Source organism: Klebsiella huaxiensis (assembly GCF_003261575.2).
GTDB classification, from domain to species: Bacteria; Pseudomonadota; Gammaproteobacteria; order Enterobacterales; family Enterobacteriaceae; genus Klebsiella; species Klebsiella huaxiensis.
In genome coordinates this window covers 5,503,890-5,520,612 of record NZ_CP036175.1, presented here as the reverse complement: position 1 = coordinate 5,520,612, position 16,723 = coordinate 5,503,890, and the positions used below count along the sequence as shown (strand labels likewise).

19 protein-coding genes are annotated in these 16,723 nt (G+C 53.3%); 11 read left to right on the top strand and 8 right to left on the bottom strand.

Going from position 1 to position 16,723, the window contains the following annotated elements; genetic code table 11:
- Positions 1-12: 12 nt before the first annotated feature.
- Positions 13-1,077 (bottom strand): L-ascorbate 6-phosphate lactonase, encoded by a 1,065-nt coding sequence (ulaG, locus tag DA718_RS26305; protein ID WP_112216196.1) that lies wholly within the window; start codon positions 1,075-1,077, stop codon positions 13-15.
- 365 nt (positions 1,078-1,442) lie between these two features.
- Here ulaG and ulaA point away from each other — a divergent pair, with 365 nt between their 5' ends.
- The 6 genes from ulaA to DA718_RS26275 are packed head-to-tail and all read left to right on the top strand — an operon-like array spanning position 1,443 to position 5,851.
- Positions 1,443-2,843, top strand: a complete 1,401-nt coding sequence (gene ulaA, locus DA718_RS26300; protein WP_112216195.1) for a PTS ascorbate transporter subunit IIC — start codon at positions 1,443-1,445, stop codon at positions 2,841-2,843.
- A gap of 12 nt (positions 2,844-2,855) precedes the next feature.
- The gene (gene ulaB / locus DA718_RS26295; protein ID WP_045439008.1) at positions 2,856-3,161 is read left to right on the top strand and encodes a PTS ascorbate transporter subunit IIB; all 306 of its coding nucleotides are present in this window, start codon (positions 2,856-2,858) and stop codon (positions 3,159-3,161) included.
- 9 nt (positions 3,162-3,170) lie between these two features.
- Positions 3,171-3,638, top strand: a complete 468-nt coding sequence (gene ulaC, locus DA718_RS26290) for a PTS ascorbate transporter subunit IIA (protein ID WP_112216194.1) — start codon at positions 3,171-3,173, stop codon at positions 3,636-3,638.
- Positions 3,639-3,650: 12 nt separating this feature from the next.
- A complete protein-coding gene (ulaD, locus tag DA718_RS26285) occupies positions 3,651-4,301 on the top strand; it encodes a 3-keto-L-gulonate-6-phosphate decarboxylase UlaD (protein WP_110274456.1) in 651 nt (216 codons plus the stop codon).
- 9 nt (positions 4,302-4,310) lie between these two features.
- Positions 4,311-5,165 carry an L-ribulose-5-phosphate 3-epimerase UlaE gene (gene ulaE / locus DA718_RS26280; protein WP_112216193.1) on the top strand — a complete coding sequence of 285 codons (855 nt, stop codon included), beginning with the start codon at positions 4,311-4,313 and terminating at the stop codon, positions 5,163-5,165.
- On the top strand, positions 5,165-5,851 hold the full coding sequence (locus DA718_RS26275) for an L-ribulose-5-phosphate 4-epimerase (protein WP_110274454.1): 687 nt from the start codon (positions 5,165-5,167) through the stop codon (positions 5,849-5,851). Before ulaE ends, DA718_RS26275 begins: the two co-directional genes overlap by 1 nt.
- A 153-nt stretch (positions 5,852-6,004) precedes the next feature.
- Here the strand turns inward: DA718_RS26275 and DA718_RS26270 are convergent, their stop codons facing one another.
- Positions 6,005-6,280, bottom strand: coding sequence for a YdgH/BhsA/McbA family protein (locus DA718_RS26270; protein ID WP_112216192.1), 276 nt, complete (start codon positions 6,278-6,280; stop codon positions 6,005-6,007).
- Between the two features lie 339 nt (positions 6,281-6,619).
- Between DA718_RS26270 and rpsF the strand changes: the two genes are divergently transcribed.
- The 5 genes from rpsF (at position 6,620) to DA718_RS26245 (ending at position 9,134) form a co-directional block, all read left to right on the top strand.
- Positions 6,620-7,015 (top strand): 30S ribosomal protein S6, encoded by a 396-nt coding sequence (gene rpsF, locus DA718_RS26265; protein WP_004098001.1) that lies wholly within the window; start codon positions 6,620-6,622, stop codon positions 7,013-7,015.
- Between the two features lie 5 nt (positions 7,016-7,020).
- Positions 7,021-7,335 (top strand): primosomal replication protein N, encoded by a 315-nt coding sequence (priB, locus tag DA718_RS26260; protein WP_110274451.1) that lies wholly within the window; start codon positions 7,021-7,023, stop codon positions 7,333-7,335.
- 4 nt (positions 7,336-7,339) lie between these two features.
- Positions 7,340-7,567 carry a 30S ribosomal protein S18 gene (rpsR, locus tag DA718_RS26255; RefSeq protein WP_002210155.1) on the top strand — a complete coding sequence of 76 codons (228 nt, stop codon included), beginning with the start codon at positions 7,340-7,342 and terminating at the stop codon, positions 7,565-7,567.
- 39 nt (positions 7,568-7,606) lie between these two features.
- Positions 7,607-8,056, top strand: a complete 450-nt coding sequence (gene rplI, locus DA718_RS26250) for a 50S ribosomal protein L9 (protein ID WP_004098003.1) — start codon at positions 7,607-7,609, stop codon at positions 8,054-8,056.
- 145 nt (positions 8,057-8,201) lie between these two features.
- Entirely contained in the window at positions 8,202-9,134 is a 933-nt protein-coding gene (locus tag DA718_RS26245) for a DMT family transporter (protein WP_112216191.1), read from the top strand.
- Positions 9,135-9,187: 53 nt separating this feature from the next.
- On the opposite strand, the gene DA718_RS26240 is transcribed toward DA718_RS26245, so the two are convergent.
- The 6 genes from DA718_RS26240 to DA718_RS26215 all read right to left on the bottom strand — a co-directional run bounded on the left by DA718_RS26240 (position 9,188) and on the right by DA718_RS26215 (position 16,660).
- On the bottom strand, positions 9,188-10,468 hold the full coding sequence (locus DA718_RS26240) for an MFS transporter (RefSeq protein WP_112216190.1): 1,281 nt from the start codon (positions 10,466-10,468) through the stop codon (positions 9,188-9,190).
- Between the two features lie 126 nt (positions 10,469-10,594).
- Positions 10,595-12,679: an FAD-dependent oxidoreductase gene (locus tag DA718_RS26235; protein ID WP_112216189.1), complete on the bottom strand. Its 2,085-nt coding sequence runs from the start codon at positions 12,677-12,679 to the stop codon at positions 10,595-10,597.
- Positions 12,676-14,217 carry an acyl CoA:acetate/3-ketoacid CoA transferase gene (locus tag DA718_RS26230; protein WP_112216188.1) on the bottom strand — a complete coding sequence of 514 codons (1,542 nt, stop codon included), beginning with the start codon at positions 14,215-14,217 and terminating at the stop codon, positions 12,676-12,678. Before DA718_RS26230 ends, DA718_RS26235 begins: the two co-directional genes overlap by 4 nt.
- A 10-nt stretch (positions 14,218-14,227) precedes the next feature.
- On the bottom strand, positions 14,228-15,004 hold the full coding sequence (locus DA718_RS26225) for an enoyl-CoA hydratase/isomerase family protein (protein ID WP_112216187.1): 777 nt from the start codon (positions 15,002-15,004) through the stop codon (positions 14,228-14,230).
- 9 nt (positions 15,005-15,013) lie between these two features.
- A complete protein-coding gene (locus tag DA718_RS26220; RefSeq protein ID WP_112216186.1) occupies positions 15,014-15,859 on the bottom strand; it encodes a sugar phosphate isomerase/epimerase family protein in 846 nt (281 codons plus the stop codon).
- A gap of 9 nt (positions 15,860-15,868) precedes the next feature.
- Entirely contained in the window at positions 15,869-16,660 is a 792-nt protein-coding gene (locus DA718_RS26215; protein ID WP_112216185.1) for a 3-ketoacyl-ACP reductase, read from the bottom strand.
- Between the last annotated feature and the right edge of the window lie 63 nt (positions 16,661-16,723).

Here is a 16,723-nt window from a genome sequence, read left to right as displayed (position 1 = left end):
GCCGGAGAAGTCTTACAGGAAGGACTTGAAAGGCAGGTCCGGTTCCATGGTGAAGCAGTCATCGAATCCGCGCGGGTAGTGGTATTCGAAGTTGTCTTTATCCAGCGGCCAGGTGAATTTCCCGCCAACCTGCCAGATGAAAGGCTTAAAGCCATATTTCAGCCGGTCTTTTTTCATTTCCCATAGAACGCGGATTTCTTGTGGATCGGCCTGGAAGTTTGACCAGATATCATGATGGAACGGAATAACCACCTTGGTATTTAGCGACTCGGCCATACGCAGGATATCGGCGCTGGTCATTTTGTCGGTAATACCGCGCGGGTTCTCGCCGTAGGAACCCAGCGCGACGTCAATTTGATGTTCATTTCCGTGCTTAGCGTAGTAGTTGGAATAGTGTGAATCACCGCTGTGATACAGGTTGCCGCCCGGCGTTTTGAACAGGTAGTTCACCGCACGCTGATCCATTCCATCTGGCAGCACGCCCGCCGCTTTTTGCTCCGCTGGTAGGGTAATCAGTGCGGTACGGTCAAAGGCGTCAAGCGCGTGAATTTCAACGTCCTTCACTCTTACCACATCGCCAGGTTTCATCACGATGCAGCGCTCTTTCGGCACGCCCCAGCCGATCCACAGATCAACACAAGTTTGCGGGCCGATAAAGGGTACGTTATCGGCGCAATTCTGCATCACCGCGGCGGCAACGTTAACGTCGATATGATCGTTGTGATCGTGCGTAGACAGAACGGCGTCAATCTGGCGAATAGCGAACGGATCGAGTACGAACGGGGTGGTGCGCAGATTTGGCTGGAGTTTCTTGACGCCTGCCATGCGCTGCATCTGATGGCCTGTTTTCATCAGCGGATTGCCATGGCTTTGTTTGCCCGTACCGCACCAGAAATCGACACAGATATTGGCCCCGCCTTCTGATTTCAGCCAGATGCCCGTACAACCCAACCACCACATGGCAAAGGTACCTGGTGCAACCTGCTCTTGTTCAATTTCTTCATTCAGCCAGCTACCCCACTCAGGGAAGGTGTTCAGGATCCATGATTCGCGGGTGATGGTTTGTACTTTACTCATTGCGCTTTCCCTCACGTATTGTCAAAAGTAATCACATTGTGATTTGTTTTGAAGAATGCTGCCATCGTTTGTTCAGGAATGCAATCCTGAATTTTACGCTTTACAGGGATGGGAAATGGCGCCCCAGATGATGTCAGGCTTTTTTTATTGACTCTATTACTTATTATTATGTTGATTTTAATGGGTTAATTTTTGATTTTGATAAATGAGAATTAATTCGTGTACAGATTGAATAATTATTTGCGGCGTGCGTCACATTTAATCAAATATAATCTTGTTGTGATTATTTTTGATTATTAGAGTGATCGCAACAACAAACCCTGGACGTAATGTACGTTCAGAGCTTTCACCTTCTGGAGCGTGTTATGGAGATTCTCTACAACATCTTTACCGTTTTCTTTAACCAGGTCATGACCAATGCCCCGCTGCTGCTGGGTATCGTGACGTGTCTGGGCTACATCCTGTTGCGTAAAAGCGCCAGCGTCATTGTCAAAGGGACGATTAAAACCATTATCGGTTTTATGTTATTGCAGGCGGGTTCCGGCATTTTGACCAGCACCTTCAAGCCGGTCGTCGCGAAGATGTCTGAGGTTTACGGCATCAACGGGGCGATTTCCGATACCTACGCTTCCATGATGGCAACCATTGAGCGTATGGGCGATGCCTACAGTTGGGTCGGCTATGCGGTACTGTTAGCGCTGGCGCTGAATATCTGTTACGTCCTGCTGCGGCGCATTACCGGTATTCGCACCATCATGCTGACTGGACACATCATGTTTCAGCAGGCGGGGCTGATTGCGGTTTCGTTATACATCTTCGGTTATTCGATGTGGACAACCATTATCTGCACGGCGGTCCTGGTCTCCCTGTATTGGGGGATCACCTCCAACATGATGTACAAACCGACCCAGGAAGTGACCGACGGCTGCGGCTTCTCGATTGGCCACCAGCAGCAGTTCGCTTCATGGATTGCCTATAAAGTCGCGCCATATCTGGGGAAAAAAGAAGAGAGCGTTGAGGATCTTAAACTGCCGGGCTGGCTGAACATCTTCCACGACAATATCGTTTCCACGGCCATTGTTATGACGGTTTTCTTCGGCGCAATCCTGCTCTCCTTCGGCATTGATACGGTGCAGGCGATGGCGGGTAAAACCCACTGGACGGTCTATATCCTGCAAACCGGTTTCTCTTTTGCGGTCGCGATTTTCATCATCACGCAGGGTGTGCGCATGTTTGTCGCCGAGCTCTCTGAGGCCTTCAACGGTATCTCTCAGCGTTTGATCCCTGGCGCCGTACTGGCGATTGACTGCGCGGCGATTTATAGCTTTGCACCGAACGCCGTGGTCTGGGGATTTATGTGGGGCACCATCGGTCAACTGATCGCCGTCGGTATTCTGGTGGGCGTCGGATCTTCCATTCTGATTATTCCAGGCTTTATCCCGATGTTCTTCTCTAACGCCACCATTGGTGTGTTTGCTAACCACTTTGGCGGTTGGCGCGCGGCACTCAAGATTTGCCTGGTGATGGGCATGATAGAGATCTTCGGCTGCGTTTGGGCTGTGAAGCTGACGGGCATGAGCGCCTGGATGGGCATGGCGGACTGGTCCATCTTGGCGCCACCGATGATGCAAGGCTTTGCCTCCGTCGGTATCGCATTTATGGCCGTTATTATTCTGATTTCACTGGCTTATATGTTCTTCGCAGGACGCACGCTGCGTGCTGAAGAAGATGCGGAAAAACAACTGGCAGATGCTTCTGCTCAATAAGGAGTTTTGACTATGACCGTTCGTATCCTGGCTGTATGTGGCAACGGGCAAGGCAGTTCCATGATCATGAAAATGAAAGTGGACCAGTTTTTGACCCAGTCAAATATTGATCACACGGTGAATAGCTGCGCGGTGGGTGAATACAAAAGCGAATTAAGCGGAGCAGACATCATCATTGCCTCCACCCATATCGCCGGTGAGATCACCGTTTCCGGCAACAAATATGTGGTTGGCGTGCGCAACATGCTGTCGCCTGCTGACTTTGGTCCGAAGCTGCTGGAAGTGATCAAAGAACATTTCCCGCAGGACGTGAAGTAAGGACGCACCATGAAATTACGAGATTCGCTGGCGGAAAATAACTCGATCCTCTTACGGGCCGACGCCAGCACCTGGCAGGAAGCGGTAAAACTGAGCGTTGATCTGTTGGTTAAGGCTGACGTGGTCGAGCCTCGTTACTATCAGGCCATTCTTGACGGCGTTGAACAATTTGGCCCGTACTTTGTGATTGCGCCGGGCCTGGCGATGCCGCACGGGCGCCCGGAAGAGGGCGTGAAGAAAACGGGTTTTGCACTGGTGACGCTGAAAACGCCGCTGGTCTTTAACCACGAAGATAACGACCCGGTCGATATCCTGATAACGATGGCGGCGGTCGATGCCAACACACATCAGGAAGTGGGCATCATGCAGATCGTTAATCTGTTTGACGATGAAGCCAACTTCGACCGTTTACGCGCCTGCCGTACCGCGCAGGAAGTGCTGGATTTAATTGATAACGCCACCGCGGCGGCTGTTTAAAAGGAATATCAAATGTCATTACCTATGTTGCAGGTTGCGCTGGATAACCAATCAATGTCTTCTGCATATGAAACGACGCGCCTGATTGCTGATGAAGTGGACATTATTGAAGTCGGCACGATTCTTTGCGTCGCCGAAGGCGTTCGTGCGGTTCGCGACCTGAAAGCACTCTATCCGCATAAAATCGTGCTGGCGGATGCCAAAATCGCCGATGCGGGCAAAATTCTCTCCCGTATGTGTTTTGAAGCCAATGCTGACTGGGTGACCGTGATCTGCTGTGCGGATATCAACACCACCAAAGGCGCGCTGGATGTGGCGAAAGAGTTTAACGGTGATGTGCAGATCGAACTGACCGGATACTGGACCTGGGAACAGGCTCAGGAGTGGCGCGACGCGGGTATCGGGCAGGTAGTGTATCACCGCAGTCGCGATGCGCAGGCCGCAGGCGTGGCGTGGGGTGAGGCGGACATCAGCGCCATCAAGCGCCTGTCTGATATGGGCTTTAAGGTTACCGTCACCGGCGGCCTGGCGCTGGAAGATCTGCCGTTGTTCAAAGGCATTCCGATTCACGTCTTTATCGCTGGTCGTAGCATTCGTGATGCCGCTTCGCCGGTTGAAGCCGCGCGTCAGTTTAAACGCTCTATTGCCCAGCTTTGGGGCTAAGGAGCAACTATGCTGTCGAAACAAATTCCGCTCGGCATCTATGAAAAAGCGCTCCCCGCTGGGGAGTGCTGGATGGAGCGGCTGAAGCTTGCGAAAAAGCTGGGTTTTGACTTCGTCGAAATGTCGGTGGATGAAACTGATGCCCGACTGGCGCGTCTCGACTGGAGCCGCGAGCAGCGCCTGGCGTTGGTTAACGCGATTGCTGAAACCGGCGTGCGCGTTCCGTCCATGTGCCTGAGCGCTCATCGTCGCTTTCCGCTTGGCAGCGAAGATGACGCAGTACGTGCGCAGGGGCTGGAGATTATGCGTAAAGCGATCCAGTTCGCCCAGGACGTCGGCATTCGCGTGATCCAACTGGCCGGTTACGACGTTTACTATCAGGAGGCCAACAACGAGACGCGTCGGCGGTTTCGTGATGGACTGAAAGAGAGCGTCGAGATGGCAAGCCGCGCGCAGGTGACGCTGGCGATGGAAATCATGGACTACCCGCTGATGAACTCCATCAGCAAGGCGCTGGGCTATGCGCACTACCTAAACAATCCATGGTTCCAGCTTTACCCGGATATCGGCAATCTGTCGGCGTGGGATAACGACGTGCAGATGGAACTCCAGGCGGGGATCGGGCATATCGTGGCGGTGCATGTGAAAGATACCAAACCCGGCGTATTCAAGAACGTGCCGTTTGGTAAAGGGGTTGTCGATTTCGAGCGCTGTTTCGAAACCCTCAAGCAGAGCGGCTATTGCGGGCCGTATCTGATTGAGATGTGGAGTGAGACCACTGACGACCCTGCGCTCGAAGTGGCGAAGGCTCGCGATTGGGTGAAGGCGCGCATGGCAAGCGCCGGTCTGGTGGAGGCGGCGTAATGCAAAAGCTCAAACAGCAGGTTTTTGAAGCCAATATGGATTTACCGCGCTACGGGCTGGTGACCTTTACTTGGGGCAACGTCAGCGCTATCGACCGTGAACGCGGGCGGGTGGCGATCAAACCCAGCGGTGTTGCTTATGAAACCATGAAGGCAGACGACATGGTGGTGGTGGATATGGACGGTAATATTGTAGAAGGGCAGTATCGTCCTTCTTCTGATACCGCCACTCATCTGGCGCTGTATCGTCGCTATCCGAGTCTCGGCGGCGTGGTGCATACCCACTCTACTCATGCGACGGCCTGGGCGCAGGCGGGGTTAGCCATTCCCGCGCTAGGGACGACCCATGCGGACTACTTCTTTGGCGATATTCCCTGCACCAGGGCGTTAAGCGCCTTAGAAGTTGAAGAAGCCTATGAGCTGAATACCGGGCACGTGATCATTGAAACGCTGGGCAAGGCCGAACCTTTGCATACGCCGGGGATTGTGGTCTATCAGCACGGTCCGTTTGCCTGGGGCAAAGATGCGCATGATGCGGTGCATAACGCAGTAGTGATGGAAGAAGTAGCGAGAATGGCGTGGATTGCCCGCGCGATTAACCCGCAACTGAAGCCCATCGATAGTTGGCTGATGGACAAACACTTTATGCGAAAACATGGGCCAAACGCCTATTACGGGCAAAAGTAAGGTACGTGCTCTGGAGCTTTTCATCGTAATGATGAATCAACCGGTCTGGCTCCGGAGCCTTTTTAGTTTTGTTGATAAGCCAGAAAACGAGATAATGCGCAATCGCATTAAGACTTCGCCCCGTAATGGAGGCGAAGTCAAAAAGATGGGGAGTTAGCGGTAAATAGCTGCACTGGCATGAATCAGGCCATTGCTCCCTGGCTCATGGAGCAGGATCGGCTGAAAATATTTCGCTCCCTCGGCATCGCTCTGCTGGCTAAGCGCCCGATCGGCTTCTTGCTCAGTGGCGATGTTGTGGTTGATATAGATAACGCCAAGGCTCTGCACATCGTCCATGTTGCGCGCCTGACGCCCATCGATTTTGATGGCTGCCAGCGCGTTGGCGCTCAGCAAAAACGCAGCCATCATGGTGATGAGGATATATTTCATACTCTACGCTCCTTACTGACAGTCCTGACGTTAACCCGGTTCCTTTAGGTTATGGATTGCTGCTGATCTAAGTGTAATTGCTGTCTGCCGGGCGTATCGCGACCATTTCTGATGCAGTTGTTCAAAAAATTGTCGCTTCCGTCGTTGATTAATTTTAAATCACCGGCTTAGGGTGACTTTGCGCTTAGTGCGAATTATTTGCACAATTCACTTGTCTTAAACCATGCTCGCACGTATTATGACGCGTCAATTTTTCAGCCGCCCTTTAACACGTTCCTTGCCTCCATGGGCCGCGGCTGACCCAGACAGGAGGCTGAATAATCCGTAAGGAGCAATTCGATGCGTCATTACGAAATCGTTTTTATGGTCCATCCTGACCAGAGCGAACAGGTTCCGGGTATGATCGAACGTTACACTGGTGCAATCACTGCAGCAGAAGGTACGATCCACCGTCTGGAAGACTGGGGCCGCCGTCAGCTGGCTTATCCGATCAACAAACTGCACAAAGCTCACTACGTTCTGCTGAACGTTGAAGCCCCGCAGGAAGCGATCGATGAGCTGGAAACTAACTTCCGCTTCAACGACGCCGTTATCCGCAGCATGGTAATGCGTACTAAGCACGCAGTTACCGAAGCATCTCCGATGGTTAAAGCGAAAGACGAGCGCCGTGAGCGTCGCGAAGATTTCGCAAACGAAACCGCAGATGATTCCGAAGCTGGGGATTCTGAAGAGTAATCCTGATGACCAATCGTCTGGAACTGTCCGGCATAATCTGCAGGACTCCACTTCGTAAGGTCAGCCCATCAGGAATTCCACACTGCCAGTTCGTGCTTGAGCATCGTTCAGTGCAGGAGGAAGCCGGTTTTCACCGGCAGGCATGGTGCCAAATGCCCGTTATTATTAGCGGACACGAAAACCAAGCCATTACTCACAGTATAACGGTCGGTAGCGCAGTAATCGTTCGAGGGTTCATTTCTTGCCACAAGGCAAAGAACGGCTTGAGCAAAATGGTTCTGCATGCCGAGCAGATTGAATTGATAGATTCTGGAGACTAGCCATATGGCACGTTATTTCCGTCGTCGCAAGTTCTGCCGTTTCACCGCGGAAGGCGTTGTTGAGATCGATTACAAAGACATCGCAACGTTGAAAAACTACATTACCGAAAGCGGTAAAATTGTCCCGAGCCGTATCACCGGTACTCGTGCAAAATACCAGCGCCAGCTGGCTCGCTGCATCAAGCGCGCTCGCTACTTGTCCCTGCTGCCGTATACCGATCGTCATCAGTAATCGGCCGCTGTCTATTAACGACTTTAAGAGGATAAGGTAATGCAAGTTATTCTGCTTGATAAAGTAGCAAACCTGGGTAGCCTGGGTGATCAGGTTAACGTTAAAGCGGGCTATGCTCGTAACTTCCTGGTACCACAGGGTAAAGCTGTTCCTGCTACCAAGAAAAACGTTGAATTCTTCGAAGCACGCCGTGCTGAACTGGAAGCCAAACTGGCAGAAGTTCTGGGCGCTGCTAACGCACGTGCTGAAGCAATCAACGCACTGGGCACTGTTACCATCGCGTCTAAATCTGGCGACGAAGGTAAACTGTTCGGTTCCATCGGTACCCGCGACATCGCTGACGCTGTAACTGCAGCTGGCGTTGCCGTTGCTAAGAGCGAAGTTCGCCTGCCGAACGGCGTTCTGCGCACCACCGGTGAGCACGAAGTGGACTTCCAGGTTCACAGCGAAGTTTTCGCTAAACTGGTTGTTAACGTTGTAGCTGAGTAATTTTTTACTCAACTCGCGTCGAAACGCCGGCCTTGTGCCGGCGTTTTGCTTTTCTGCATTCAGTAATATTTTCCTTGTATGGTAGCTATTCTTAGCAACTTTCCGGATAATAAAATAAAACGCTATTTTATTTCTGGTGAAGTGAATGGATGCACCCTCAGTTTTTTCCCGTAAGAATGTCTCCTATGCTTGCGCAACCCTCTGCTGCCTGCTGTGGGGAAGCGCTTACCCTGCGATTAAAAGCGGTTATGAACTATTTCAGATTGCCACGGACGATATACCGTCAAAGGTGGTTTTTGCTGGCTACCGTTTTTTATTTGCGGGTATGCTCTTGCTGCTCTTCGCCCTGCTACAGCATAAACCTATCAGTCGCCTGAAGGGCCGCCAGTATGGACAGCTGGTGGTGCTGGGGCTGACGCAAACCTCCATCCAGTATATTTTTTTCTATATTGGATTAGCGTTTACCACCGGCGTCAAAGGGTCGATTATGAATGCCACCGGTACCTTCTTCAGCGTACTGCTGGCGCATTTTATCTACCAAAATGACAAGCTAAGCTATAACAAAACGCTCGGCTGTATTCTTGGTTTTACTGGTGTGCTGCTGGTGAACTTTAACCACTCGCTAAGCGACTTTAGTTTTATCTGGCTGGGTGATGGCTTTGTGGTGCTGGCGGCTTTTGTTCTGTCGGCTGCGACGCTTTACGGTAAACGCATTTCGCAGACGGTAGACCCAACGGTGATGACCGGCTGGCAGTTGTCTTTTGGTGGAATTGCCCTGCTAGTTGGCGGCTATCTGAGCGGAGGAACGCTTGCCGTACATGGCACTGCATCCGTGTTGATTCTGGGCTATTTGACGCTCCTCTCTTCAGTCGCTTTCGCGCTATGGAGTATCTTACTCAAGCATAATCGCGTGGGCATGATCGCGCCGTTTAACTTTCTGATCCCCGTTTCCGGCACGGTCCTGTCGGCTATTTTCCTTGGCGAAAATATTTGGGACTGGAAATACGTTGTTGCGTTGGTACTGGTGTGTACCGGGATCTGGTGGGTGAATAAGGCGAGTAAAAGCCAGGCACGGTAAGATAAACAGGCACTATAAACAAGGTTATAGTGCCTGGCCCTCATTAAGAAGCGTTAGTTGGTCGCCAACTGCATCTCTTCAGTTGTTACCGTTGGTTCTTTAATTAATACCCATAGCGCGATTGCGCCGATAATATCAAAGAATGCCAGAGCAACGAAGAAAGGGGCGAAACCAATGATGCTGACGAAAGCGCCGATAAATAGGTTAAACAGCAATTGTCCTGACCATGCACATGCGCCGGCCATTCCCACAACGGTAGCGACCTCGTCTTTTTTAAATAAATCTGCGCCCAATGTTGCCGCCACCGTGGACAGCAGTTGGTGAGAAAAGGCACCAATACTGATGAGAACCACCGCGATGTAGGGGTTGTCAACAATACTGACTAACCCAATTGTCATCATAATGATGGCGGCGATAGTGAACGTAATACGACGAGAGTTGATCAGGCTAATACCCCTGTCATTAAAGAACTTCGCTACAAAACCGCTTGCCAGACAACCTAAATCACCTAAAAGAAATGGCAGCCAGACGAACATCGCTATCTCTTTTAAGCTGAAATGCAGCGTTTCAACGAAGAATATCGGTACCCAGAAATTAATTGTCCCCCACGCCGGGTCTGCCAGGAAACGCGCAATGCCAATTCCCCAGAAATTACGTTGCTTAAGAATTGAGATAACTGAAGCTCTCTCCTTTTTTTCCGAGCTAAGATGTTTTTCTTGCCCGGATTCAATATAGTCGCGTTCTTCCTGAGATAATCCTTTGGCGTCTTTTGGATCTTTATAGAAAATGAACCAGAAGATAGCGGCAAATAAAGCCATGGCTCCTGAGACAATAAAGGCAAATTGCCAGCTATGGAACATGATGCACCAGGCGATAAGCGGCGGTGCGAGCATTGCCCCCAGAGATGTCCCCATGTTGAAGACGCCAGTGGCAATACCGCGTTCTTTTGCCGGAAACCATGTGGAAGCTGTTTTGACGCCTGCGGGAATTGCTGAGGCTTCGCTGAAACCCATGATGCTGCGCATAAATGCCAGACCTTGCCATGTCCCGGTCAGAGCATGTCCCATCGTTGCCAGACCCCAGATAGCGGCGCAGATGGCAAAACTAATTTTTAATCCTACGGTATCAATGAAAAATCCCATAATGGGTTGGCCAAGCGTATAAGCCAGTTGGAAAGCGCTGACAACCCAGGAATATTGCTCTTTGGTAATCCCTGTTGTTTCCATTATTGTGGGAGCGGCAATGCCTAATGCCGTACGGTCTAGATAATTTATCACGGTAATAAAGCATACGAGTGCAATCATATGCCATCTATAATTTTTAATTTTCTTCATGGGCAGACCTTTATAATGGATATATATTTTGACTCCCTGGTGTTGATTCACTCACCAGGGAAGGTCAGGCTTGTCACAGAGCTGTTTTTATATATTGGCCGTAGGGCGCGGTGGTGTGTTAAATATCTACTTTGAACTGTTGCTTAAATAGATTTTACCGCAAAGAAAGTCTGGCCATTTTTTTTCAAAATAATTATTTTTAATATCGTAAAGGCTCCTTAGTTTTTTATCAGCAATAATCCATTTGTTTTGATGATATTTGATCGTGATTTTACACTCTTTATCATGGCTTTTTTCGGGGCGGAAGCGCCAGGCTTCTACCGCGCCCTGGCGAGCGACCGGCAAGCATTCTCCGTTGGCATCCAGAATCATTCTTGCGCCCCGGCTTCCCCCGCCAGCCGTGACGTAATGGTCCAATGCGGTGAGAACCGCCGTCGACGTCAGCGCCAGCTGCCGCCACATAAAGAGTTCCGCGATTTCGGCCGGGTGATTGATGGTCAGTCCATGCTGCTGGATAAACTCCAGTAATAACAGTGCATCGCGGCATGCATGACCAACATCTTCGGCCCGGCAAATAAAACCGGCGGAATCGGACATGCGCGTCTGAATCTGCTTTTTGACCGTGAGCAGCGACATCCCGGATGAGTTTGCCAGCGCCTGGCCAATGATTTCCCTGACCGCTGCGATCGGTGCGCTTGCCAGCGCCGTTACATCGCCTGTAGAGCCGTGTTTGCCTGCTTCGGCGATATAGCGCGCCAGCCGCACGGCAAAGACCTGTCCGGCGTTGAGCGCCGCGCCGCCGGGGCGAGTGACGCCGTGGGTTCCGGCGACTTCACCTACCGCAAAGCAGCCGGGCAGCGACGTTTGCCCCCAGATGTCGACCTCAATACCACCATTCATATGCTGGTTATTCATGGCGAACTGCAATGGCTCTTGCGCCAGGTCGTGACCGTGCATTTTATACAGGGCGATCGATAGCGGGTTCATTTGTCGCAAGCGTTCAATCGGCAGCGCCGCCAGCGCGTCGTTGTTCTCCAGATAAGCCCGCACGTCGTCGTCAAGCCGCTCCAGCGAGAAAGGGTGATCGCCCGGCACCGCTTCAGGATTGCGGTTAAAATCCATATAGACTTTGCGGCCTAACTGTTGCTCATGCGCCACCGCCATATCTAACAGGCTGGAGCCAAAGTCTATCACTCTGGTTGCATGGAACGGCCATTGATATCCCTTGCGGAAGATATTGGATGCCAGTTCCTGCGTGGTGCGGTAGTAGTCAGCGAGAAAGTTATGTTCGCCGCCGTCGCTATCAACCGAATAGATATAGGGGATCACCTGCACGTAGGTGCCGGATAAATTCCATGGAAAGGCGCTACGCGGCGTGCCGATGCCGAACTGGCTTTCGGTCAGGTTGGCGAGCGTGAGTCCCTCTTCCAGCGCCAGCCCCAGCGAACCGAAGCATTTATTGGGGTAGACGCTGTCGCGGTAAAGCTCTCCGGGACCGCCGGTCGCCAGCACGACATTGGGGGCGATCACCAGCGCCAGTCCCCACGGATTATGGGCGCGGGAGCCGGTTACCATAATCGCCCCGACAACGCGTTCGCTACCTGAGTCATCGCGCTGGCGTAGTAGCTTGATAATCGTCGCACTGCTCAGCAGCGGGATACTCAGCCGCTGCACTTCTTCCAGCAGAACCTTCACCATCAGACGCGAAGTTCGTGGGCCGCAGGAGGTGGCACGCCCGGCTTCGTCGTGGTCGGTTTGATAGCGCAGGATCGCGCCATAGCGATCTTCCGGTAGCTCCAGGCCCAGGAACTGGAGTCCGCCCAGGGTGTGCAACGAACCCACCGCTTCCACATAGGCGGTATCGTGATCCATGGCGCCGCCGCTGGCCAGCGCATCGGCCAGCTTGAGGAAACTATCGCCGTTGCCAGCGGTAGCGGCGGTAAACAGCGTCTGTTTATCCGAACCCGAGCAGGCGGAGGTTCCCATATATAATCCGGCGGTGGCCAACAGCACGTTTTGCTGGCGGCGTTTCAGCTCAACGGCAGCGCGTAGCCCCGCGGCTCCGCTACCGACGACCAGCGCATCGGCGTTCCATACCGGGTAGTTGACGTTATCAAGTGTCAGTATGGAATTCGGCTCTGCCTGAGTGAATCCCTTAGGAAAAGAGACATGGGTCAGGGCATCAAGGATATCGTCATCGATCTGGCTCATGCTTCCTCCATCGCGCTAAACAGCGTGCTGTCCATCAGGCGCGGCTGGTTGATCAATGGGCGGAAAGCCATATACGGCAGAATGTCGCGCTCAATATCGACGCCAGGGGCTACCTCGATTAATTCAACGCCCGCCTCCGTTAACTGAAATACCGCGCGTTCCGTGATATACAGCACTTCCTGCCCGCTCTGGCGGGCGTAGCTGGCGCTGAAAGTGATCTTTTCCACCGCGGTAACCAGCTTCGGGATCTGCCCTGGTTGCTCGATTCGTAGGCCGTCTGGCGTGACGTTGACCTTGCTGCCTTTAGCATCGAAAGTGCCGCAGAACACCACTTTGCGGGCGTTTTGCGCGATTTCCAGAAAGCCGCCAGGGCCGATCAGATTGCCGTTGAGATGCGACACATTTACGTTGCCCTGCTGGTCCATCTCGCCCATGCCGAGGAAGGTAATGTCGATACCGCCGCCGCTGTAAAACTCGAACTGGTCCAGCGAAGGAATAATGGCATCGGCGTTGCGCGCGCAGCCAAACAGCGCATCGTCCAGCATCATGCCGTTATGTACCCCTTGCTCCACGCTAAGCCACAAGCTCTCATAAGGTACGCCTTCTCGCAGGGCGATGCCGGGAATGCCGCCGGGAATACCGAAGCCGAAGTTGGTGGATGCGCCAGCCACCAGCTCGCGGGCGGCGCGGCGGGCGATCAGGCGGCGCACCGGGTGGCTGACCAGCTCTATTGCATCGCTGGAGCAGAGGCGGCGATGCTGGCCGCTGATTGTCAGATCGTAGCCGCCGAGGTAGGTCTGCGGCTGTTCGCGATACTCCACGATACCATCGACCAGAATCCCCGGTAGGGTGACGCTACGCGGGGCAATTGCGCCCGACTCCAGCACATCGCGTACCTGAACGAACACCTTGCCGTCGCTATTGTGCGCCGCCAGCGCCATCGAGTAGCTATCCATGTTGATCGCTTCCTCTTCAAGACTGACGTTGCCGCGCGGATCGGCGTAGGTGCCGCGCACAATGGCGTAATCCACCTTAAACGGGCGGTAGCGCAGTTTCGTTTCGCCATCGATCTCAATCAGTTCGACCAGATCGTCAGTGGTGCAGGCGTTGGACTTTCCGCCACCATGGCGCGGATCGACAAACGATCCCAGCCCAACGTGGGTAATAAGTCCCGGCCGACCAGCGCCTATTTCCCGCAGTAGCGCCTGAATCACGCCGCCAGGAAAGCAGTAAGCTTCAATCTCTTCGTTTTTCACCAGCGCCTGCATTTTGGGTGACCAGGTGAAATGTCCGGCGATAATCCGCTTGAGCATCCCTGCATGGGCGAAGCGGTTGGTGCCTTTGCTATCGCGATCGCCAATACCCAGAGAGTGGATCAGCGTCAGGTCACGCGGGTGCCCGGTTTCCAGAAAACGTTTTTCAATGGCGGCCAGTAAATAGTCGGCTTCGACCATACCGCCGCCGTTGCCGCTAATAGCAATGGTGGCACCATCTTTAATCTGCGCGGCGACAGCGTCGGCGGTTGTGATTTTATTCATCATCCTTTCCTTATTGATTCTGGAAACTCACCTGGCTTTTATTGGCAAAAGCCTGCGTCGCCTGCTGGCAGTCCTGGGTGGCGGACATTAATCCAGCCAGCAGTTGGTGCGAGTAGCCGGCATGTTTATTTTCCAGCGCCAGAATGAGCTGCTTAATATGCGCCAGGGCGACCGGGCCGCATTTCTCTACTGCACTAAGCTGATTCGCAAGCCAGCTCTCCGCTGCCTCTTTTTCCACGATTTCATTTATCAGCCCTGCGTATTGCGCTTCCTGGGCGTTAAGACGTTGACCCAGCATCAGCATCTGGCGGCCAACCACCGGGCCGACCTGATTCAGCACCCGTTCGATTCCCAGCCAGCCGGGGACCATGCCGAGCATCACTTCCGGGGTGGAGAATTTTGCCGTCGGGCGGGCGATGCGAATATCGCAGCTCAGCGCCAGTTCAATGCCGCCGCCGATGGTGTGACCGTTAATATTCGCCACGGTAAGCTGTGGTAAATTGCGCAGGCGGGAAAAAACCTCGTTGCCGCGCTTAATCCATTTTCGGCCCATATCCAGCGGTGAATAAGCGGACCAGGATTTAATATCACCGCCCGCGCAGAAAAATTTATCCCCGGTGGCGGTTAATTCCACCAGACGCAGCGAGGTGTCATTTTCAATTTCGTTTAAATAGCGATCGAGTAATTCGATCATCTCTTCGTTAATCGCGTGGCATTTATCTTCGCGGTTCAGCGTCAGGCGGCAGGAAGCTGCCGCTCTGCTAAACAGAACGGGTTGTTCATTCATGATTCATCCTTAGCAATAATGCGCGATGCGGTCGACACTAATATCCAGGGTGCTGTTGATATCCTTTTGCCACCAGTTGTGCGGTGAGAAAATCTCTAATTCCACTGCGCCGTTAAAACCAGCGTTTTCCACCAGCCGACGAATCGACGGGATATTAATCACGCCATCGCCCGGCATGCCCCGGTCGTTGACCAGATCGGTGGTGGGAACCAGCCAGTCTGAGACGTGAAAGGCCAGAATGCGTTTTCCCGCTCGCAGGATCTGATTCGCCAGATCCGGATCCCACCAGACGTGGTAAACATCCACCGCCACGCCCAGCCCGTATTCTCCGTCGGGATCGAGTTCATCGCACCAGTCCAGCGCCTGGCGCAGGGTGCACAGGCAGGAGCGGTCGGCGGCGGTCATCGGGTGCAGCGGCTCCAGGGCGATAGGCACGTCGACTTCCCTTGAATGCGGTAATAGCTGGCGAATGCCGTACTTCACCTGCTCCCGAGCCTCGTATAAATCTTTGCTCCCCTGCGGTAGTCCGCCCACCACCTGCATATAGCAGGCGGCATTCAGGGTTGCGGCATCGTCCAGAGCTCGGCGGTTGTCATCAATGGCGATCTTACGTTCTGACAGCGTCGGCGCGGTGTAGTACGTGCTGCGGCAGTATCCGGACACCGCCATATTGTTCGCCTTTAACTGCCGGGCGATGTCCGCTAAATTTTCGCCAGCAAGCTCTCTTCGCCACGGCGCAATCGCGCCAATCCCGCGCTCGGCGCAGGCATCAATGATGGCGGGCAGCGGCGTTTTGTAGCCGAGCGTCGCGGTATTGATGCTAAACAGGTCGGGGCGTTGCAACAGATCTCTCATGGTTCAACCTCAGAAGCGCAGCATGCTCAGGCCGCCGTCGATAGCCACGGCCTGCCCACAGGTGTAGATAAGCTTGCCTTCTGCCATCGCGCGTACGGTTGAGGCGATATCTGCCGGAAAACCCCAGCGGCCCCACGGTACCAGCCCTTTGGCAATCAGTTCGTCGTAGTAAGCGGTAGCTGGAATGGTCATCTCGGTTTTAATCAGGCCAGGACGCACTTCATAAACGCCGATTTGCTCCTCGCACAGGCGAGCGGCAAACAGACGAGCTGCAGCGGAGACGGCGGTTTTGGCCATCGTGTATTCGCCGCGATTCATTGCCAGCATGATGGCGTTAATCGAACTGACGAAAATAATCGAACGGTGCGGGAGTTCATTCTCTGGTTTCGGCTGCGCCAGCAGGCGCTTGCTGAATGACTGAGCGAGGAAGAAGGGCGCGCGAGTATTGACGGCAATATTTTCGTCGAAGCTGTCCGGCTGCATGTCGAGGATATCGCCGCGTTTTTTAACCGAAATCCCGGCATTGTTCAGCAGGCAATCGAGTCGGCCCCACTGGTTTTGCGCGGCATCGAGCATCTCTTCGTGTTGCGACAGGTCGGCAATATCCGCCGGAAAGCAGATAACCTCCGCCCCTTCGGCGATGCACTCCTGGCGGGTGATTTCCAGTTTTTCAATGCTTTCAGCGTCCGGGCGGTCGTTGATTAAAAGATTGAATCCTGCACGGGCCAGCTCAAGCGCGCAGCCTTTGCCAATGCCGCGAGCGGCTCCGGTGATAACGGCGACGGATTTATTCGATCTCATTTGTAACCTCACAGTGAATAGGTGTTGTCCCTGGTGGCATCAAAATGCCTTTGGAACAGCAAA